The 19,916-nt window shown below is 69.8% G+C and carries 20 protein-coding genes; 9 read left to right on the top strand and 11 right to left on the bottom strand.

The window, feature by feature from the left end; genetic code table 11:
• Positions 1–184: 184 nt before the first annotated feature.
• The 3 genes from Q0654_RS05345 to Q0654_RS05335 all read left to right on the top strand — a co-directional run bounded on the left by Q0654_RS05345 (position 185) and on the right by Q0654_RS05335 (position 2,606).
• On the top strand, positions 185–487 hold the full coding sequence (locus tag Q0654_RS05345) for a type II toxin-antitoxin system Phd/YefM family antitoxin (protein WP_298851253.1): 303 nt from the start codon (positions 185–187) through the stop codon (positions 485–487).
• 8 nt (positions 488–495) lie between these two features.
• Positions 496–882 (top strand): type II toxin-antitoxin system RelE/ParE family toxin, encoded by a 387-nt coding sequence (locus tag Q0654_RS05340; RefSeq protein WP_298851251.1) that lies wholly within the window; start codon positions 496–498, stop codon positions 880–882.
• 101 nt (positions 883–983) lie between these two features.
• Positions 984–2,606: an NAD+ synthase gene (locus Q0654_RS05335; RefSeq protein WP_298851247.1), complete on the top strand. Its 1,623-nt coding sequence runs from the start codon at positions 984–986 to the stop codon at positions 2,604–2,606.
• Positions 2,607–2,625: 19 nt separating this feature from the next.
• On the opposite strand, the gene Q0654_RS05330 is transcribed toward Q0654_RS05335, so the two are convergent.
• The 4 genes from Q0654_RS05330 to Q0654_RS05315 all read right to left on the bottom strand — a co-directional run bounded on the left by Q0654_RS05330 (position 2,626) and on the right by Q0654_RS05315 (position 5,513).
• Positions 2,626–3,045 carry a hypothetical protein gene (locus Q0654_RS05330; protein WP_298851245.1) on the bottom strand — a complete coding sequence of 140 codons (420 nt, stop codon included), beginning with the start codon at positions 3,043–3,045 and terminating at the stop codon, positions 2,626–2,628.
• 136 nt (positions 3,046–3,181) lie between these two features.
• The gene (locus tag Q0654_RS05325) at positions 3,182–3,784 is read right to left on the bottom strand and encodes a hypothetical protein (protein ID WP_298851243.1); all 603 of its coding nucleotides are present in this window, start codon (positions 3,782–3,784) and stop codon (positions 3,182–3,184) included.
• Positions 3,785–3,930: 146 nt separating this feature from the next.
• Positions 3,931–4,554 (bottom strand): hypothetical protein, encoded by a 624-nt coding sequence (locus Q0654_RS05320; protein ID WP_298851241.1) that lies wholly within the window; start codon positions 4,552–4,554, stop codon positions 3,931–3,933.
• A 128-nt stretch (positions 4,555–4,682) separates the two neighbouring features.
• Positions 4,683–5,513: an outer membrane protein assembly factor BamD gene (locus Q0654_RS05315; RefSeq protein ID WP_298851239.1), complete on the bottom strand. Its 831-nt coding sequence runs from the start codon at positions 5,511–5,513 to the stop codon at positions 4,683–4,685.
• Positions 5,514–5,630: 117 nt separating this feature from the next.
• Between Q0654_RS05315 and rluD the strand changes: the two genes are divergently transcribed.
• Both rluD and pgeF read left to right on the top strand, forming a co-directional pair.
• Entirely contained in the window at positions 5,631–6,626 is a 996-nt protein-coding gene (gene rluD / locus Q0654_RS05310; RefSeq protein ID WP_298851237.1) for a 23S rRNA pseudouridine(1911/1915/1917) synthase RluD, read from the top strand.
• A 34-nt stretch (positions 6,627–6,660) separates the two neighbouring features.
• The gene (pgeF, locus tag Q0654_RS05305; RefSeq protein WP_298851327.1) at positions 6,661–7,440 is read left to right on the top strand and encodes a peptidoglycan editing factor PgeF; all 780 of its coding nucleotides are present in this window, start codon (positions 6,661–6,663) and stop codon (positions 7,438–7,440) included.
• 286 nt (positions 7,441–7,726) lie between these two features.
• Here pgeF and Q0654_RS05300 read toward each other — a convergent pair whose 3' ends face one another.
• Positions 7,727–8,362, bottom strand: a complete 636-nt coding sequence (locus Q0654_RS05300; RefSeq protein WP_298851235.1) for an alpha/beta hydrolase — start codon at positions 8,360–8,362, stop codon at positions 7,727–7,729.
• A 6-nt stretch (positions 8,363–8,368) separates the two neighbouring features.
• On the bottom strand, positions 8,369–10,129 hold the full coding sequence (aspS, locus tag Q0654_RS05295) for an aspartate--tRNA ligase (RefSeq protein ID WP_298851234.1): 1,761 nt from the start codon (positions 10,127–10,129) through the stop codon (positions 8,369–8,371).
• Positions 10,130–10,312: 183 nt separating this feature from the next.
• Between aspS and Q0654_RS05290 the strand changes: the two genes are divergently transcribed.
• Positions 10,313–11,794, top strand: coding sequence for a tetratricopeptide repeat protein (locus tag Q0654_RS05290; protein ID WP_298851232.1), 1,482 nt, complete (start codon positions 10,313–10,315; stop codon positions 11,792–11,794).
• A gap of 60 nt (positions 11,795–11,854) precedes the next feature.
• Here the strand turns inward: Q0654_RS05290 and Q0654_RS05285 are convergent, their stop codons facing one another.
• Positions 11,855–12,565, bottom strand: a complete 711-nt coding sequence (locus Q0654_RS05285) for a hypothetical protein (protein ID WP_298851230.1) — start codon at positions 12,563–12,565, stop codon at positions 11,855–11,857.
• Between the two features lie 135 nt (positions 12,566–12,700).
• On the opposite strand from Q0654_RS05285, the gene Q0654_RS05280 reads away from it, so the two are divergent.
• On the top strand, positions 12,701–13,636 hold the full coding sequence (locus Q0654_RS05280) for a hypothetical protein (protein ID WP_298851228.1): 936 nt from the start codon (positions 12,701–12,703) through the stop codon (positions 13,634–13,636).
• A 20-nt stretch (positions 13,637–13,656) separates the two neighbouring features.
• Positions 13,657–14,403, top strand: a complete 747-nt coding sequence (locus tag Q0654_RS05275; RefSeq protein WP_298851226.1) for a hypothetical protein — start codon at positions 13,657–13,659, stop codon at positions 14,401–14,403.
• Between the two features lie 478 nt (positions 14,404–14,881).
• Here Q0654_RS05275 and Q0654_RS05270 read toward each other — a convergent pair whose 3' ends face one another.
• Together Q0654_RS05270 and Q0654_RS05265 are read right to left on the bottom strand one after the other, a co-directional pair.
• Positions 14,882–16,111 (bottom strand): membrane dipeptidase, encoded by a 1,230-nt coding sequence (locus Q0654_RS05270; protein WP_298851224.1) that lies wholly within the window; start codon positions 16,109–16,111, stop codon positions 14,882–14,884.
• A gap of 151 nt (positions 16,112–16,262) precedes the next feature.
• Positions 16,263–17,159, bottom strand: a complete 897-nt coding sequence (locus Q0654_RS05265; RefSeq protein WP_298851222.1) for a hypothetical protein — start codon at positions 17,157–17,159, stop codon at positions 16,263–16,265.
• A gap of 370 nt (positions 17,160–17,529) precedes the next feature.
• Between Q0654_RS05265 and Q0654_RS05260 the strand changes: the two genes are divergently transcribed.
• Positions 17,530–17,691, top strand: a complete 162-nt coding sequence (locus tag Q0654_RS05260) for a hypothetical protein (protein WP_298851220.1) — start codon at positions 17,530–17,532, stop codon at positions 17,689–17,691.
• A gap of 7 nt (positions 17,692–17,698) precedes the next feature.
• On the opposite strand, the gene Q0654_RS05255 is transcribed toward Q0654_RS05260, so the two are convergent.
• Positions 17,699–18,556 carry an SAM-dependent methyltransferase gene (locus Q0654_RS05255; protein WP_298851217.1) on the bottom strand — a complete coding sequence of 286 codons (858 nt, stop codon included), beginning with the start codon at positions 18,554–18,556 and terminating at the stop codon, positions 17,699–17,701.
• Between the two features lie 62 nt (positions 18,557–18,618).
• Positions 18,619–19,824, bottom strand: coding sequence for an alkane 1-monooxygenase (locus tag Q0654_RS05250; RefSeq protein WP_298851214.1), 1,206 nt, complete (start codon positions 19,822–19,824; stop codon positions 18,619–18,621).
• Between the last annotated feature and the right edge of the window lie 92 nt (positions 19,825–19,916).

Genomic DNA, 19,916 nt, shown 5'->3' with positions numbered 1-19,916 from the left:
GCAAAGGCCGCCTTCGGGCGGCCTTTGTCTTTCCGGGCGGGCAGACAGGGCGTTCGGCAAGGCCCCACGATTCCGCAGATACCCGAGTGCAGGCCCTGACGGGGACGAATCGCGGGCTCGGCCTGCCCGGCTGCCGGGTGTATCCTGTGCAGAATTCTGTGCAGCAAACCGATGGGAGCCGCAGATGGGTATCACCTCCGCCGACGTCGTTCCCCTCACCCAGGCCCGCGCCAGCCTGTCCGAGCTGGCCGACCAGGCCAAGGCCGGCGCCGAGAAGATCATCACCAAGAACGGCGAGAGCTACGTCGCCCTGATTGACGCCGAGCGCCTCGACTACTACCACCGGCTGGAGCGCGAACGTATCCACCTGCTGCTGCTGGAAGACGCTCGCCGCGGCCTCGCGGATATCGAAGCCGGCCGCACCGAGCCCGCGGATATCGCGCTGGCCGCTCTGCAGGCCCGCCGCGCCGCCCCTGCTGCAGGCTGATCCGCGCGATGGAGCCGCAGGAAGCCTTGCTCTGGCGCGTCGAGCTGACGGCCAGTTTCCTGGGGCGCCTGCACGCGATCGAGGCCTTTCTTGCCGAAGCCGATGCGACTGCTGTCTTCGACGTGCTGCTGATCGAGCTGCGCCAGACACTGCTGCCCAACCTCGCGCGGTTTCCACGGATCGGACGCCGCTATCTCGATCATCCGCCGCAATCAGCGGAAGCCTTGGCGCTGCTTTCCGCGCTTAACCCCGGAGCCGCGGTCGCGCTGCGTGAATACCTCCATGGCGACTACCTGCTGCTCTACACCCTGGATACTGAGCGCCGCTGCGTCTATCTGCTGTCCATCCGCCACCACCGCCAGCTGTCCTTCGCCTTCGAGCGGCTGTGGCGATGAGTGCTCACACCGCCCTACTGCCAACCCTGCCTGCCGCGCCACACCTTGTGATCGGGCGAAGCGCGGCGCTGCCCGCAACTTACTGAAGAACCCACGACTCCATGCGCCTCGCCATCGCCCAATACGATTTCCCCGTCGGTGCCGTCGCCGCCAACGCCGCGCGCATTCTCGAACTGATCCAGCGCGCCCGCGATGAGCTCGCCGCCGATCTGGTGGTGTTCCCGGAACTCGCGATCTGCGGCTATCCGCCCGAGGACCTGCTGCTGCGGCCGAGCTTCGTCGAGGCCTGCGAGGCCGCGATCGATGCGCTGATCCCGCAGGTGCAGGGCATCACCGCTGTCGTCGGCCATCCGCAGCGCGTCGACGGCGCGCTGTACAACGTCGCCAGCGTGATCGGCGAGGGCCGGCTGCTCACCCGCTACGTCAAGCAGCGTCTGCCCAACTACGCGGTGTTCGATGAGAAGCGCTACTTCGTGCACGCCAGCGATGACGCGGCGGGTGCCGGCGTCTTCGAGATAGCCGGCGTGCGCGTCGGTTTGCTGGTCTGCGAGGACATCTGGCACCCCGAGCCGCTGGCCGAGCGTGCGCGGCAGGGGGTGCAGCTCTGCGTGGTCACCAACGCCTCGCCCTACGAGGCCGACAAGCTGGCCGAGCGCGCGGCCTTGCTGGCGCGGAAGGCTGCGGCGAGCGGCGTGGCCATCGCCTATGCCAATGCGGTGGGCGGGCAGGATTCGGTCGTGTTCGACGGCGCCAGCCAGCTCGCGGATGGCGACGGCTCGGTGCACGCGCCGGCCGAGAGCTTCGCCGAGCACCTGCTGCTGGCCGGCTTCGATGCCGCAAAGCGCCAGCTGGTGCCGATGCTGTGGCCGCAGAACGCCGAGACCTCGCGCGCGGCGCAGACCTGGGGCGCGCTGGTGCGTGGTACCCGCGACTACGTGCGCAAGAGCGGCTTCTCGAAGGTGCTGCTGGGCCTGTCCGGCGGCATCGACTCGGCGCTGGTGCTGGCCGTCGCGGTGGATGCGCTGGGCGCTGAGAACGTCACTGCCGTGCGCCTGCCCTCGCGCTACACCTCGGAGCTGAGCCAGGACCTCGCCGCAGACCAGGCGCAGCGCCAGGGCGTGCGTCTGCTGACCCTGCCGATCGAGCCGCCGTTCGCGGGTTTCCTCGGCAGCCTCGACGGCCTGCTGGACGGCCGCGACAGTGATCTGACCGAACAGAACCTGCAGTCACGCTCGCGCGGTGCGCTACTGATGGCGCTGTCGAATCTGGAGGGCGCGCTGCTGCTCACCACCGGCAACAAGAGCGAGTACGCGGTCGGCTACGCCACCATCTACGGCGACATGTGCGGCGCCTACGCGCCGCTGCTGGACGTCTACAAGACCGAGGTCTACGCGCTGGCCGAATGGCGCAATCGAGAGGCCGAAGTCATACCGCGCGGCGTGATCGAGCGCGCGCCGTCCGCTGAACTGAAGCCCGGCCAGGTCGACCAGGACAGCCTGCCGCCCTACGAGCTGCTGGACTCCATCCTTTACCGCTTTGTCGATCTGGAGCAGTCGCAGGTCGAGATCATCGCGCAGGGTTTTGATGCGACGACAGTCGAGCGCGTCGCCAGACTGGTCTTCCGCAGCGAGTACAAGCGCCGCCAGGCCGCGCCGGGCCCCAAGGTGTCGCGACGCGCATTCGGGCGCGAGCGGCGGTATCCGATCTGTTCGGGGTGGGGGTGAGGCTGCGGTCTGTCACGGATCAACTGGAGTCATACGCCATCTCGTGAAATGGACGCGGAGGGCCAGTGCGCGCCGCAGAGAGGAAATCTTCGCAACGCCGCGCGCCGACGCAGCTGGTCTTGAACAATCCTGGATTCGTCATCCCCGCGAAGGCGGGGATCCAGCGCTCTCGCGACCGGGGCTCGACCCTCTGGGCCCCCGCCTTCGCGGGGACGACGTCAGCGGAGTCGCAGGCGCACACGTGCAGCATCCAGCCTGCGCTGCAGGCCAGCGACAACATGTCGGCAGCGACGCAGTCATGTGCGCGCCTGGCTTCGTCGCGCGAGCGGAGGCCACAGGCGATGAAATCCGAAAGAGTCTCGCTTTTCCCCAGCACTGATTCGACTTCGGCCTGAATCCCAGGCTCGACGCGCAGGGAGGGTGCGGCAGGGCTCTTCATGGCGGCAAGTTCTCGCATGTGCGGTACATGGGTCGAGCGGTTGGCACGGTTCAGCGTGGCGTGGTGGCTCGATTGATGTGTCGGCTGACCCTCGGAGCGTGCCCGCAGCGGACCCAGTTCTGGCTCCGGGGATGCTTCAGCCGGCGCGCCGCAGGGCTGCCGCGCCAACGGCAAGCATCCCGCCAGCTAACAACAGCAGCGCGAGAGATTCAGAAGCGGGGATTGGTGCAGGGCGTTGTAGGACTGATGGTGCGCCAGTGCGTATCTCAAGGTTCACTCGATTGTTCGATGTGTCCGGGTCTTCGCTGAGCGGCCCGAAGGAAAGTCTGAGCGTCTGGATCGCTGGCGATTCAGGAAACGTCAGAAGGCCGAGGATGCAGGAAGCAGACTCCGAGGGTGCGAGTACGCGCTCGGTCGAGATGGAGACTGCTGTCGTCGAGAGCTGGCCGGGCGGTGCGACGAAATCGATGTACTGCACATCACAGGGTGCGGACTCCGGCAAGCGAAGCAAGGCAAAGTCGCGATGTCCAACATTGGGTGTGAAGACAGTCCCCATGCCTGGGCTGCCGGCTGTCGAATCCGGCCCTAGATTGGTCACGCTCAGGACCACCTTGGCCACCTCGCCGGAAGGTACCAGGGTTCCGCCGGGAAGGAACACTCCGCCACGAAGGTCTGCAGCTGCCTGCGCTTGCGCGAACGCGATGGCACTCAGAAGTACCGCCGTCAGCAGGTGCCACATTGGCTTTGCATGAGTTCGCATCGGGATGGGCGCGGCGCGTGAGGCGATGGGAGGCAGTGCGAGGGTGCGCTCAGACCACGCGCGAGCGAAGCCCCGCAGCAGGTCGCGTCGCCGCAGCCCACTCGGTTTCGGTCCTGGATGACGTTTCATCTGGCGCGCCGCAGGGCCAGCATCCCAGCCGCAAGCATCCAGCCAGCCAGCCACAGCAGCGTGGATAGCGTCGAAGCGGGGATGGGGGTGGGGCGCGTCACGGGTGGACGCACCCCGGTGCGGATGACGGTCTCCACCAGGTTGTTCGAAGGATCGGGATCGCCCACGATCGGCGCGAACCCGAAGGTCACGACCTGTGGCGAAGGGGATTCGGGGTAGGCCAGGAGGCCGACCACACAAGACGCACTCTCGGATGGTGCAATAACTCGCTCTGTCGAGATGCTGACCCCGACCGAGGACAGCTGGCCCGGCGGTGCCACGAAGTCGATGTAGCGGACGGTGCAGGGTGCGGTTTCCGGCAGCGGGATCACCGCAAAGTTCCGGAAGCCCATATTCGGAGTGAACGCCGTACCCATGCCCGGGCTGCGCGAGCTTGGAACCGGCCCCAGGTTCGTCACCGTCAGCGCCACCTTCGCCACCTCGCCGGGAGCTACGAAGGTTCCGCCGGGCAGGAAGACTTCACCGCGAAGGTCCGCGGCTGCCTGCGCTGGCGCAAACACGCATCCGCTCAGCACTACAGCCGTAAGCAGGCGCCCGATCGCTTCTGCATGCGTTGTCATGGATGCGGGTCGTCCGTCCGCGGCAGTCGGCCGAGGCCGAGCCTAACGCAGGCGCAGGGGAGGCGCCCAACGCAAGAAGGCCGCGCAAAGCGCGGCCTTCCTGTTAAACACCATCGCAGGCCGGAACCTCAGCCGCGCGTCTCACCCATGAAGGGGATCAGTTGCTTCCACTTGGCCTGCTCGCGCGGCCAGCCGCCCTGGAAGTAGGCGTGGTTGGGGTGGTTCAGCTCCAGCACGCGGCGGGCGTCGGCTTCCAGCGTGGTCTGGCCGAGCTGGCGGTAGCTCTCGGCCATCACCGCCACGGCGTCGCCGGTGAACTCCGACTGCGGGTAGTTCTCGAGGATGTACTGCGCGCGGTTGACGGCGCCGACATAGGCGCGGCGCTTCAGGTAGTAGGTGGCGACGTTGATCTCGTAGCGGGCCATCTGGTTGCGCAGGTAGATCATGCGCTGGCGGGCGTCGGCGGCGTAGCGGCCGTTGGGATAGCGCTGGATCAGCTCGGCGAAGTCGTTGAAGGCTTGGCGTGGCGCGCCCTGGTCGCGGCGGGTCATGTCGAGGCCGGCGATGCGCGAAAAGGCGCTGCGCTCGCGGTCGAAGTTGATCAGGCCGCGCAGGTAGTACGCGTACTCGATGCTCGGGTGGGTCGGGTAGGTACGGATGAAGCGGCCGACCGCCGAGGTGGCTTCCTCGGACTGGCGGTTGCGGTAGTAGACGTAGGCCAGCTCGATCTGCGACTGCTCGGTGTAGGGGCCGAAGGGGAAGCGCGCGATCAGGCGCTTGTAATAGCGCTCGGCCTTGGGCAGGTTGCCGTTCTCCAGCGATTCCTTGGCCTCCGCATACAGCGCCTCGACGGGCAGGGTCTCCAGCGGGTCGTCCTTGCCGAAGCGGCCGCAGGCGGCGAGCAGGAGGGCGAGCAGGCTGAGCAGCAGCAGGCGGGGCAGTCCGGCGGTGAAGGTCATGCGGAACGCGTTCCTGTTCGGGGTCAAGGCGAGTCGGGCATCATAGCAGCCCGCTTCCGGCGCGGTCCGGGCCCCTGGCCCGAGCCCGCACGGGGCGCCCACTAAAGCGCGCAATCGATGAATCCCTCTGGAACACCCGCCGACGCGACCTCGACCGAGGTCCGCGAGCTCACCCTGCCGATCGAATGCGCGGGCCTGCGCTTCGACCAGGCCTTGGCCGAAGCCCTGCCCGAGTTCTCGCGCTCGCGCCTGGCCGCCTGGATCAAGGCCGGCGACGCCCTGATCGAGGGTCGAACCGCGAAACCCAAGGAGCCGGTCAACGGCGGCGAGCGGGTGCGCCTGACGGTGCGGCTGGAGACGGTGGAGCACGCGGCACCCCAGGACATCGCCCTCGACCTCCTCTACCAGGACGCCGACCTGCTGGTGGTCAACAAGCCCGCGGGGCTGGTGGTGCACCCCGGTGCGGGCAACCCGGCCGGCACCCTGGTCAACGCCCTGCTGCACTTCGACGAGCGCCTGAGCGCGCTGCCGCGCGCCGGCATCATCCATCGCCTCGACAAGGACACCAGCGGTGCACTGGTGATCGCGCGTACGCCGCAGGCCCACGCCAGCCTGGTCGAGCAGCTGGCCGCGCGCGAGGTGCACAGGCAGTACGAGTGCGTGGTCTACGGCGTGCTGGTGGCCGGCGGCACGGTCGATGCGCCGCTCGACCGCCATCCGGTCGACCGCCTGCGCCGCGCGGTGGTCGAGGACGGCAAGCCGGCGGTCACCCACTACCGCGTGCGCCAGCGCTTCCGCGCGCACAGCCATCTGCAGGTCAACCTGGAAACCGGGCGCACGCATCAGATCCGCGTGCATATGGCGCACATCCGCCATCCGCTGCTCGGCGATCCGCTCTACGGCGGCGGGCTCAAGCTGCCCAAGGCCGCCTCGCCCGAGTTCATCGAGGCCCTGCGCGCCTTCAGGCGCCAGGCCCTGCACGCCGAGCGCATCGCCTTCGCGCATCCTCGCAGCGGCGAGACGATCGATGTGGAGGCACCGCGGCCAGCTGATCTGCAGGGCCTGCTCGATGCGCTGGCGGCCGATCTGGCCGAGGCCTCGGTCAAGCGTTGAGGCGGGCGTGATCGATCCGCGCATCGCCCAGCCTCTGGAACGCGCGCTCGACGCCCAGGCGCGGGCTTCGGTTCGCCTCGACGCCGACTGGCCGGCGCATCCCCGCGTGCGCGGCTTCTGCAGCTTGCGAAGTGGGCTGAATGTCGGTGTGTCCGGGCCGCCGTTCGACACCTTCAACCTGGGGGCGCACTGCGGCGATGAGCCGCAGGCGGTGGCCACCAATCGCGCCGCGCTGGGCTGGGCGGGCGCCCTGCCTTCGGCGCCCTGCTGGCTGCGCCAGGTGCACGGCACGCGGGTCTGGCGTTTCGATGCACCTGCTGCGGTCGAGATCGAGGCCGATGCCGCGGTGACCTCGACGCCCGGCGTGGTGCTGGCTGTACTCACCGCCGACTGCCTGCCGGTGCTGTTCGCAGCGAGCGACGGCAGCGAAGCGGGCGCGGCCCATGCCGGCTGGCGGGGGCTGTGCGCGGGCGTGCTGGAGAACACGGTCTCTGCGATGCGCAGCGCGCCGGTCGATCTGATCGCCTGGCTCGGGCCTGCCGCAGGTCCCCAGGCCTACGAGGTCGGCGACGAAGTCCGCGCGGCCTTCGTCGCGCGCGATGCCGCGGCGGCGTCCGCCTTCGTCGCAACGCGATCCGGCCATTGGCTCTGCGATCTGTATGCGCTGGCGCGCCAGCGGCTCGCAGCCGTGGGCGTGACCGCCGTGTACGGAGGCGGGCGCTGCACGATCCGCGAGACGACGCGATTCTTCTCGCACCGCCGCGACGGCCGCAGCGGCCGCATGGCCAGCCTGGTGTGGATCGAGCCGCGCTAGGCGCTCCTTGATCGTCAAGCAGGCGCAGGCGCATCGCAGCCGTCGTTCGCGCGTTTCGGGGGGCGTGCGTGGTGCGCCACAGGCGCACCCTACGAAAGCGCGCCACGCCCTGCCTCGCGCACCGTCTACGCGCCGGCTCGCATAGGGTGGGCCCTGGCCCACCGTGACCTCGAACGCCCGCCGGTGTGCGCGTTGCCGGTGTTCGTCGCGGGGGACTGCCAGCCATTGCGCTCCAGCCTTTCAAGCGATGCGGCTGCGCTCCGACCCAGGCGCAGTCTCCTCCGCCTCAACGCGTAAACCGCCCCTCGCGCAAGAACGCCGCCGCCTGCTGTGCCACCCCTCGCGAGTAGATCAGGCCGGTATGGCTGGTGCGCACTTCGAGATGATCGACGATACCCGCCACGCGGGTTTCCGCCACCGTCACCGTACCGTCATGGGCGCCTTCAAAACGCCCGAACCAATGGCCCAGCCCCAGCGGCAGGGTGCCGGCGATCACGCCGACCTCGAAGCCCTCGGGCAGCGGCAGCACGCCGGCGCGCAGCAGGTGCACGGCGCGGCCGAGCACGCGCCCCAGCGGTCCACGCGCCGCGACTCCGGCGGCGGTGCTGCTTCCCGTCAGCGGTGAGCCAAGACAGAGAATCCGCCCGATCGGCAGCTCCGGGTGCGCGCGCGCGCACTCGATCGCAAGCAGTCCGCCCATGCTGTGGCCGACCAGATGCACCGGCCCGCTGCCCGGCCATTCGCGGATCCGCCGCTCCAGCCGCGCGAGATGCTCGCGCGGGCTCTGGAACACCGAGCGGTAGTCGAAGCACTCGGCCTCGAAGCCCGCCGCACGCAGCCGCGCGCGCAGCGGAATCAGCGTGGCCCCGCGCAGCCACAGCCCGTGCAGCAGCAGCGCGCGCGGGCGCGCTGGATCCGACACGGCCGCTCAGCCCTGCGGCAGGTCGACCTTGACCGACAGCTCCTTCAGCTGCGCGGCCGGAATCGGCGACGGCGCCGAGGTCAGCAGGCACTGCGCGCTGGCGGTCTTGGGGAAGGCGATCACGTCGCGGATCGACTCGGTGCCGGCGATCAACGCGGCGATGCGGTCGATGCCGAAGGCGATGCCGCCGTGCGGCGGTGCACCGTGGTTCAGCGCTTCAAGCAGGAAGCCGAACTTGAGCTGGGCCTCTTCCGCCTCGATGCCCAAGAGCTCGAACACCGCCGCCTGCATGTCGGTGCGGTGGATGCGGATCGAGCCACCGCCGATCTCGTTGCCGTTCAGCACCATGTCGTAGCCGCGGCTGACCGCGATCTTCGCGTTGGCGCGCAGGTCGGCGATGTCGTCGACGGCCGGCGCGGTGAAGGGGTGGTGCAGGGCGACGTAGCGGCCGCCTTCCTCGTCCCACTCGAACATCGGGAAGTCGGTGACCCACAGCGGCTTCCAGGCGTTCTCAACGCGGCCCAGATCACGGCCGAGCTTGAGGCGCAGGGCGCCCATGAAGTCGCTGACGACCTTGTAGGTGCCGGCGCCGAAGAACAGCAGGTCGCCGTTCTCCGCACCCGCGAGCTTGAGGATGGCGGCGATGGCCTCGTCGCTGAGGAACTTGGCGATCGGCGAGTTGATGCCTTCGCGGCCGCGGGCGAGGTCGTCGACGCGCATCCAGGCCAGGCCCTTGGCGCCGTAGCGGGCGACGAAGGCGGCGTAGTCGTCGATCTGCTTGCGCGAAAGCTGCGCCTGCGGCGCGCGCAGCGCGACCACGCGGCCGTCGGCGTGCCCGGCCCATTCGGCGAAGACCTTGAACTCGCAGCCGCGCACGGCCTCGGCGATGTCGATGAGCTCAAGGTCGATCCGCAGGTCGGGCTTGTCCGAGCCGTAGCGGCGCATGGCCTCGGCATAGGTGATGCGCGGGAAGGGCTGATCGAGCTCGATGCCGTCGACCTCGCGCAGGACCTTGCGGATCATGTCCTCGACGAAGTCCTGCACGTCGCGCTCGCGGACGAAGGCGAACTCCATGTCGAGCTGGGTGAACTCGGGCTGGCGGTCGGCGCGCAGGTCCTCGTCGCGGAAGCAGCGGGCGATCTGATAGTAGCGATCGAAGCCGGCCATCATGAGCAGCTGCTTGAACAGCTGCGGCGACTGCGGCAGGGCGAAGAACTGACCGCCGTGCACGCGCGAAGGCACCAGGTAGTCGCGCGCGCCCTCGGGCGTGGCCTTGGTCAGGATCGGGGTCTCGATGTCCTGGAAACCGGCGGCGTCCAGATGCCGGCGCAGGGCCTGCACGAGCCTGATGCGGGTGCGCATCATGCGCTGCATCTCGGGGCGGCGCAGGTCGAGGTGGCGGTACTTCAGACGCGAGTCCTCGCCGGGGTTCTCGTGCCCGTAGAAGGGCAGCTTGCCGGCCTTGTTCAGGATCTCGATCTCGCTGGCGACGATCTCGACGCGGCCGGAGCGGATGCGCTCGTTGACGCTGTGGCGCGCACGCACTGTGCCGACCACGCGCAGCACGTCCTCGTAGCCGAGGCTGGCCGCCACTTCGAACAGCGCCGCCTGGTCGGGCTCGACCACCACCTGCACCACGCCCTCGTGGTCGCGCAGGTCGATGAAGCAGACGCCGCCCAAGTTGCGGGCGACATCGGTCCAGCCGCAGAGGGTGACGCTCTGGCCGAGCAGGGCCTCGTCGACGAGACCGCAGAAGTGGGTACGCATGGCAGCTCCGGGGCGCCGCGCAGGGCGCGGTCGCGATCAGCTAGGGAAGGGGGATCGAGGTGCGACGAGAGGCCGTGGCCAATCGCGCGGGCCGCATAGCGTAGGCCCGCGGCCGGTCTGCGGCAATGCGGCATCCGGGCTATGCTCGCCGGCTTTCGCCAAAGCACCGGACCCTATCGACGCATGAGCACCCCCCAGCTGGACGCCGCCTTGAATCTTCACCGTGCCGGGCGCTTCGACGAGGCCGAGCAGGCCTATCGGGCCCTGCTGCCGACCCAGCCGGCCAGCGCGGGTCGCATGCTTGGCGTGCTGCTGCTGCAGCGCGAGCGCTGGGCGGAAGGCGCCGCGGTGCTGGCGCCGCTGTCCAAGGCCGAGCCGCGCGACGCCGAGCTGGCGGTGAATGCCTCGCTGGCCCTGCGCCGCAGCGGCCAGGCCGAACCCGCCCTGCTGGCCGCGCGCTGCGCTACCGCCGCTGATCCGCAGCGGATGTCGGGCTGGAATGCGCTGGGCCTGGCGGCGATGGAGAACGCCGCCTTCGACGAGGCCCTGGCCGCCTTCGAACGTGGCCTGCAGTTGAGCCCCGGACATCCGGCGCTGCGCCTGCACCGCGCCCAGTGCCTGCGCCGTCTGGGGCGACTGAACGATGCCGGCCAGGCCTTCTACGAGCTGGTCCAGGCCGATCCCAACCTGCTGGAGGCCTGGCGTGGGCTGGCGGCGGTGAACGCGGCGGTCGGCAACAACGACCTCGCCCTCGAATGCCGTACCCGCGCGCTGGCGCTTCGGCCACTGGATCCCGAGCTGCGCCTGGAGCTCGCGATCGCGCAGCTGCTGCACGAGCAGGCCGACGCGGCGGTGGGCTCGATCGAAGCCCTGATCGCCGAGGGGCATGCCGATGCCCAGGCCTGGGCCTGGCTGGGCCGTGCCCAGCTCAAGCGCGGTGAGCGCGAGGCCGCGCGGGTGGCCTTTGTCGAGGCGCAGCAGCGCGATCCGCAGGACCAGGTCGCAGCGCATTTCCTCGCCGCCCTGACTGGTGAGCTGCCGAGCGGCGTCGAGAGCGACTACATCCGCCGCCTGTTCGACGACTTCGCCGGCCACTTCGAGAGCACCCTGGTCGGCAAGCTGGGCTATGCGACGCCGGCGCGGCTGGCTGCCTTCATCCGCGAACAGGCGGGCGATGCCTTCGCCAGCGTGCTCGATCTCGGCTGCGGCACCGGCCTGATGGCCGTCGAGCTGGCCGCCGAGGGCCGCGTCATCGACGGCGTGGATCTCTCCACGCGCATGCTCGATGGCGCCCGCGCGAAGAGCGTGTACCGCTCGCTGTATGCGGCCGAAGTGCTGGAGTTCCTGCGCGGGCTCGATCAGCGCTGGGCGCTGATCGTTGCCGCCGACGTGTTCGTCTACATCGCCGAGCTTGCGCCGGTGTTCGCGGCGGCCTTCGAGCGCCTGCCGCCCGGCGGGGTGTTCGCCTTCTCGATCGAGCGCAGCGCGGGCGATGCCACCGAGCTGCCGGCCGAGACCGGCCGCTACCGCCACGCGCCGCAGGCCCTGCGCGCGCAGCTGGCAGCCTGCGGCTTCGTCGACATCGCCGAGCAGCAGGTCGAGATCCGCCTGGAAAAGGGTGAGCCGGTGGCCGGGGTGCTGATGCTGGCGAAGCGGCCGGGCTGAGGCGCGCAGCCGATACCGCCCAGAAGGACGGTATCGGCTATATCCGACGCCTTCCCTGCCTCAGCTCTCCGCGCGCTTCTCGCCGTCGCCGTCCAGCGGCGGGTGGCCCCAGGGGGTGGGCGGGACGTCGACCGGCGTGCTCAGGTCGAACTCGACCTGGAACAGGCGGCCGCCCGGTCGCGACAGTTCATACAGGTAACGCTTGCCGGGCTCGATCTCGATCGCCCAGGTGTTGGTCGTCGAAACCGCACGGTCCTGCGCATTGAACAGGTCGATGCTGAACTGATCGACAGGGAATTCCTGGCGCTGGGCCGTGCCCTCGCTGGCGGTGTCGCCGCCGTACTGGGTCATGGCGTCTTCGCTGCCGTCTTCGTGGCGGTGATCGTGCTTGAGCCGCAGGCCCGTGTCGGTGCGGGTGATGACCCAGGTGCGCGAATGGTCGTCGCCGACGTGGAAGGGCACCTTGACCTCGCTGTCGCCGCACTCGCGCACGTGCATCACCAGCGCCTTGCCCTCGAAGGGATCGTTCGGCTCGGCCGGCACATTGGTGACGATGCGGCCACCGAAGGCCTGGCCGCAGTGCTGGCGCAGGGCATCGAGAAAGGCATCGGGTGCGGCGCGTACGACCTGCGCGACCGGTGCTTCGGCGGCAGCCGGTGCAGTGGCCGCGGGTGCCGGTGGCGGCGTTTCGGTGCTGGCGGGTGGAGCGTCATTGCCGCAGGCAGCGAGCAGACACAGGGCGGGCAGCAGGGCCAGGCGCGGAAGCTTCATCGGACGTGTCCTGTGAAAGTGGCGGGCCCGGGACCGTAGCAGAGCGCCGCGAACCGTGCATCGCCAGCGCCGTACAGGCCGCGCGCGGCGGCCGTTTCGGCGCTAGCATGCGCCACCGCCACCGGAGTTGCCGTCATGCGCCATCCCATCCGCTCGGCTGTTGTGCTCGGTCTGCTCTTGCTGTGTCTGCTGCCGGTACTCGCGCAGGCGCAGGCCACCCGCACCTGGGTGTCCGGCGTGGGCGACGATGCCAATCCCTGCAGTCGCACCGCGCCCTGCCGCACCTTTGCCGGCGCGATCAGCAAGACGGCGGCAGGCGGCCTGATCTCGGTGCTCGATCCCGGTGCCTACGGTGCGGTGACCATCACCAAGGCGATGACGATCGAATCCGAGGGCGACATCGCCGGCGTGCTGTTCTCGGGCACCAACGGCATCGTCATCAACGCCGGCGCCAACGACGTCGTCAGCCTGCGCGGGCTCAGCCTCAACGGCGCCGGCACGGGTCTTAGCGGGGTGCGCTTCCTGGCCGGCAAGGCGCTGATCATCGAGGACCTCAGCATCGAGTCGATGACCACGCATGGCGTCGATTTCCAGCCCGCGGGCCCTGCCAGCCTGGTCATGCGCAAGGTGCAGATCCGCAGCGTCGGCGGTACCGCGGGCGCGGATGCGGCCGTGCACATCAAGCCCGGCGCCGCGGGCTCGGCCGCGATCCAGCTGGAGCGCCTGCAGATCGCGCAGGCCGAGGTCGGCCTGCTGCTGCAGGGACCGGTGAGCGGCGACGTCCGCGACTCCACCATCCAGGGTGCGACGACGTACGGAGTCCACGCGCTCGCCACTCCGACGGCGGCGGTTGATCTGCACATCGGCAACTGCAGCGTGATCGACAGCGCCGAAACCGGTGTGCGCGTCGAAGGCGGCGCGGGCGTACTGCGGCTTTCCGGCAGCACGGTGACCGGCAATGCGCTGGGCCTGCAGTCTGTAGCGGGCGGGCAGCTGCTTTCCTACGGCGACAACCGGGTCAGCGGCAATCTGAGCAATGGCGCGCCGACCGGCACGCTGGGCCGGCTGTAATGCCCGTCGCAGGGTCGCGCGTGCGCGTCCTGTCGGCAGTCGCCTGCGGCTGGCTGCTGGCGTGCGCGCCAGCGTTGGCGCAGCAGGTCGTCACCCCGGGTTTTGGCGGCTGCGGCAGTTTCGATGCCGAGCGACGCCTCGAATTCAGCCTTGCCACGCCGGTGAGCGCGGGCCAGACGTTGAGCCTCGCGGTCGCCGTAGGGCCCGGGCTGGCCAGCGGGCTGAGCCTGGGCGACAGCCGCGGCAACGTCTATCTGCCCTTGGCGGCCAGCCGTGCCCGCGAGCACGGCGCGGCCGCTCTGCTCTGGGGCGGTCGACTGCAGCAGGGTCTGGGGGTCGGTGACCGTCTGCAGCTGCGCCTGGACAGCCTCGCCTCCGACGCCCGGGCCTGCGTACTGGCCTTGGGCTACGGCGATCTGCTGATCGAGCCGCGGGCCCTGCGCTCGGCGAATGCAGCGCGCGGGCAGAACGCACAGCCCAGCCTTGGCCTGCTCAACACCACGCCTGCCGTGGCCCAGGCGGCGCTGGCGGTGTTCGCCTTCGAGTCGAGCCCGGGGGCGCTGACGGCGGCGGCCGATCTCGCCGTACTCGGACCGATCTGCGCCAGCGGCGGTACGCCCTGCCTGGCGCTGGCGCACGCGCAGGGCGACAGCGGCAGCGCGATTGCGCCGAGCCTGGTGCTCACGGCAGCACAGGCCGCGGGCTGGCAGGGCGCCGCAGTGGTGCTGCCGCGCGCCAGTCTGTTCCGCGATGGCTTCGAGCCCTGAGAGGGTCTCAGCCCTTGGTTGCGGGCCGGGTGTTCGCAAAGAAACGAGGATTCACCGGCTTGCGCTGTATCCAGCCTGCTTGCAGGCGACCGCAGCCTCCGTTCTGTGCCCGCCCTGCGTGTCGCGAGCAAGCTCGCTGCTACAAGCAGGCGGCCTTCGCGGGGGCGGCGATAGGAGGGGGCGCAATCGACCTGTTTGTGGACATCTTTGTTGTCCCGCGTCGCGGGCCATGAGCCCGACCTCGCGAGCATGAAGGCCATGGTGGGCCAGGGCCCACCCTATGCGCGCTTCGCTCCCCTCTCCCCTTGAGGGAGAGGGGTCGGGGGAGAGGGGGCGGGGCTTGCCGCGACGCTTATCGCAGAATCGGGTGCTCGTCTCTGCCCCCGGGAAAGCCCCAAGCGGCAAGGCCACGGTGGGCCAGGGCCCACCCTATGCCCCTTCCGCTGTCACGCGCCTTGCCGCGGCGCATGCAGCGCGCTCAGCGCTGACCTGATGCAGCCTGTGCCGCGCGCAGGATGCGCAGCACATTGCCGCTCCACAGCTTGCCGATCTCGTCCTCGCTATAGCCGCGGCGCATCAGCTCCCAGGTGACGTTGAGGGTCTCGGCGGCGTTGTCCCAGCCGACCACGCCGCCGCCGCCGTCGAAGTCGGAGGCGATGCCGACGTGGTCGATGCCGATCAGATCCACCGCGTAGTCGATGTGGTCGACGAAGGCGTCGAGGCCGACGTCCGAGTAGCGCGCGCGCAGGTCGAGCACGCCCTGGTTATAGGCGGCGATGTCGGCTTCGCTGGCTTCGGCCCAGCCCTTGGCGATATGGGTGTTGCGCAGCTCGACGATGCCGGCGGCGACTTCCGGCGCCAGTGCGGCGACGTAGGAGCGGAAGGCCACCATCTGCGCCACGCCGCCGTTGTCGCGGATGGCCTTCAGCTGTTCGTCGTCGAGATTGCGCGCGTTCTCATAGCGGCCCGAGGCGCCGGAGTGCGAGGCGATGACCGGTGCGCGCGACAGCGCCACGGCTTCGAGCATCGAGCGTTTGCCGACGTGGCTGATGTCGACCAGGATGCCGTGATCGTTCAGCGCCTTGACAAGCGCGCGGCCCAGCTCGGTGAGGCCTTCGTCTTCGGAGGCGTCTCCCAGGGCAGGATTCGGATTGGAGCTGCCGCCGAACTGGTTGTGGCCCATGTGGGTCAGGCCGACGTAGCGCACGCCACGCTCGGCCCACAGCGGCACGCCGTCGATCGAGGGCCCCAGCGGGTAGGCGTTCTCCATGCCGATCAGGGCGACCTTGCGGCCGCTGGCGTGCACGGCTTCGACCTCGTCGGCGGTGGTGGCCAGCGCGATCTGGTCGGGGTAGGCATCGATCGCGCGGCGAATCGCGCGATAGCTGTCCTCGGCGCTGGCGGCGGCCTTGGCATAGCCCTCGGCGTCGCGCGGGCCCTGGCCGGTGTAGACGATCAGGAACTTGGCGTCGAGGCCGCCGGCGCGCATCTTCGGCAGGTCGACCTGGGCGCGGGTGAAGCGGCCGGGATCGAGCTGGTCGGTGGCATAGCCGCGACCGATGTCGACATGTGTATCGAGCGTCAGCACGCGGGCGTGCAGGGTGCGCGCTTCGGTTTCGGAGACGTCGCGCGGCGTGCGCGCGGCTTCGCTGGCGAAGGGCAGGGCAAGACCGGCAAGCAGCAGGCAGGACAGGACGGTTCGAGTCATCGACGGAGTTCGCAAGGGAGAGCCAGACCCGAGTGTCGCGGCGCGGCCTTCGCCTGCACAGCGCCGAAAGTCCCGTCCGGCGCGTCCCTGCGCCTGCTGCAGCGACCGCGGCGGGGTTCCGGGTGCCCGCCGCGGTCACTGCCCGAGTGTGTCAGCCCTCGGCTTCCACAGGCTCTTCGCCGTCGAACTCGATGTGCACGTGCCGCTTCCAGTCGCGCGCGGCCTCCTTCGTGTACCAGCGGCCCTCGACCAGCACCAGCGACTGTTCGAAGTGCAGGGGGGCGTCGAACACGGTGACCGTGGTGCGCACGCGCGCCTCGTCGCCTTCGACTTCCAGCACCTCCATGCGCGCGGTCGAGACGATGGCATCGAGGTCGATCCCGTACAGCTTCACCGCCTGCTTGCCGGCGCCGAGCATGCGCCCGCCGTGGGCCAGCAGCTGCTCGAAGCTGAGCATGCGGATCTGGTCGAGGTCGCTGATGCCGGTGCGGCGGGCGGCGTCGGCCACCAGGGTGAGCGCCTGGCGCAGGGTGTCGACGCTGAAGAAATCGGTCTCGATCACCCAGGCTTCGATGCCGGGCAGGGCGCGCTTCAGCATGGCGCGCTGCTCCTCGGTGAGATCGGAGTCGGGCGAGGTCACCGCCATGTTCATGGCGCCCAGGCCCATCAGGATCATGCCCTCGGACTGCACGGCGCGCTCGCGCATCTTCGGTTCGATCTCGGCCATCAGCTGGTCGACGGCGTCGGGCGTGATCAGCTTCTGCAGGCCCTCGGCGAAGTCGGCGCGGTCCTTGTCGCTGATCGGCTTGCTGCGGGCTTCCTCGTACTTGTCGAGCAGGGTCTGGTAGTGGGCCGGTGGCAGGCTGCCGCGGACGATGGCGGCCAGGTCATTGCTGCGGAACTGGCGAACCAGATCCTGCAGCTGCACCGAAGGGTCGGCAGCGGCGACCGCGCTCATCGCCACCGTCGTCGGCGTCTGCGCGGGCAGGGTCTGCGGGGCCAGGCCCAGACAGGCCAGGAGCGAAAGGGTGAGCATCGTGCTGCGCATGGGCATCCTCCTTGTGCGGCGCCGGGCGGGTTGCCGCGGCCGCGTGTCCCGATCGAGACTCCCGGCTGGCGTCCTGCCGGCCGGGGGTCGGTGTCCTGCATGCCGTCATCCGCTCGCAGCAGGCCCTGCTCGGCAGCGGTTGCGGTGGGCGTCCGGGGCAGCAGGTGGGTTTAGTGTTGTAGATAACTACAACACCAATCAGTGCCGGAAGTCATGGCTGCTGGCCGCGCGCCGTCACGCACCGCCTTGGGCAGGGTCTTGCGCCGGCGATCGCGCGCCGGCGGATGGCATGTTCGTTGACCGTGGCCTACCGTCGCTGCAGCGCGGGCCCTGCGCCTGCTTACGTCACGTCAACTTCAAGGAACCCACCATGCTGAGACTGTGGATCGCCCTGCTGCTGGTGCTGCTGCTGATCGGCGCGGTGGTCGGCGCGCTGACCCGCACCGAGCCCAAGCGGCTGCGGGCCTTTGCCCTGGGGCTGCTGTGCGTGGGCCTGATCGGCAGCGGGCTGCTGTGGATCTTCGCGCCCTGAGCAAGGGCTAGCGGCGCCGGTCTGCCGCCCTGACCGCGAGCACGCCGTCCAGCGCCAGCTCGGCCTTGAAGCCCGCTTTGTCCAGACGCCTGGCGACCTCGCGCGGCACGTCGCGGCCGCTGGTCAGCCGGTTCGGCGCGCCGGTGTAGTGGAACAGGCGGCCGCCGGGCTTCAGCACCCGCGCCAGCTGGTCGTAGAAGGCCTGCGAGTACAGCTCGCCGGCGATGCCGAAGCGCGGCGGGTCGTGCAGGGCGGCGTCGAAGCCGGCTTCGGGCAGGTCCGCGATCGCCAGCGAGACATCGCCCTGGCGCAGTTCCAACCGGCCTGCGGCCTCCGCCGAGTCCGGATCGGGCGACCACGGGTTGAGGCCGCGCAGCCAGTGCACGGAAGGATTCTTCTCGAAGCTCAGGATCTGCGCGGCGCCCTGCTCCAGCGCGCAGGCGGCGAAGTAGCCGAGGCCGCCGCAGGTATCGAGCAGGCGCTTGCCGCGCGGCTGCACCAGCTCGACCTTGCGGCGCGCGTCCTCGACGGGCGAGAGCTTTGCGGTCGGCAGCATCTTGATGCCGTCGATCTCGAAGGTCGGCGCGCCCCACTCGGTCGGCACCAGCTTGATCAGCGCGCCGGCGAAACGCGAAGCCGCGCTGAACTCGACGCCATCGAACCAGTACAGGGTGCGGTCCTTGAGCTCGCCCGGCCAGGGGTAGTGGGCGCCGTGGAGCGTCCAGCCGTCGGTATCGAGAGCGGCTTCAGCCTCGCTGCGGCCGAGGTCGAAACTGCCGCGCAGGACCGGCTGCCCGGCAGCGCGAGCGGCGTGCAGGGCATCGGCCATGGAGCGGGTCAGCAGCGGGCCGCGGTAGCGAGCCAAGCGAGTGTCCATGGAGGAGAGGGGCTCGCGGACCTTATCAAAGCCCTGCAGCGCGCGCCCGCTCAGGACAGCGCACGCTTCGCCGCGGTGGCGTGTGCGGGCATACCAAAGCGATCGCGCAGCCGTGTCTCGTGCAGCGGATCGAAGTTGATCCGCTCCGCATCGCCACCGGACGCCGCGACCACCCGCGGGTCCATCACCCGGAACCACAGCGGCGGCACGTAGGCCAGCAGGAACATGCCGAAGTAGCCGGTCGGCAGCTGCGGGGCTTCCTCGAAGTGGCGCAGGCTCTGGTAGCGACGCGCGGCGTGGGCGTGGTGGTCGGCATGGCGCTGCAGGTGGAACAGCACCCAGTTCGAGACCAGCGAATTGCTGTTCCAGGAGTGGCGCGGCGTGCAGCGTTCGAGCCGGCCCTCCGCGTCAAGCCGGCGCTTCAGCCCGTAATGCTCGATGTAGTTGGCAGAGGAGAGCTGGAAGTTGGCCCAGGCCGAGGCCAGCAGCAGGAAGCCCAGCACCCCGGCGCCCAAGCACAGCGTGAGCGCGGTCCAAAGCGTCAGCGTGAGTGCGCCGGTCTGCAGGATCTCGTTGTCGGGATGCCAGGTGCTGCGGCCCTCGCGCTGCAGTCGCCCGGCTTCCAGCGCCCAGGCGCGACGCCAGGCGCCCGGCCATTCGCGCCCCACGAAGCGCCAGATCGATTCGCCCAGGCGGGCCGAGGCCGGGTCGGCGAAGGTCGCCACGTCGCGATGGTGGCCGCGGTTGTGCTCGACCACGAAGTGGCCATACGCGGTGGGCGCCAGCACCCACTGCGCAAGAGCGCGCTCAATGCGCGATTTCTTGTGGCCGAGTTCGTGCCCGGCATTGATGCAGAAGCCGCCGACCACGCCGGTCGACAGGGCCAGCGCCAGCCAGCCGTGCCAGGGCAGGTCGGCGCGCGTGGCGTACCACGCACCGACGATGAACCAGAACCACAGCAGCGGGACGACCGCCCAGGTGATCCAGCGGTAGTAGCGGTCCTCCTCCAGCTGCGGCACCTGCGACTCCGGCGGATTGCTGCGGTCCTCGCCGATCGCCCAGTCGAGCAGGGGCAGGACCACGTAGACCAGCAGCAGCGGTGCCCACAGCGCCAGCGGTGTATCCACGAGTTCTGCTAGCAGCGGGCCAGCGCCGATCAGGCTGGGCACGGCCAGCGACAGCAGCCAGAGCGGGCGCTTGCGGTCGCGCCAGGGCGTGACTTCATGCGTGGGGGCAGGCACGTGGGGCTGGAACACGGTGTGGACTCACTCGGCGCGTGTCGCACAGGCTGGCGCTTGGCTGCCGCGTTCTCCAGCGTCGAAGCTGCCAGCGACTCGTCAGTTCGTGC

The sequence above is a fragment of the uncultured Aquimonas sp. genome, assembly GCF_937888285.1.
Classification (GTDB): Bacteria; Pseudomonadota; Gammaproteobacteria; order Xanthomonadales; family Xanthomonadaceae; genus Aquimonas.
Note: the sequence above shows the minus strand (reverse complement) of the source record. Positions and strands in the feature narration are given on the sequence as shown.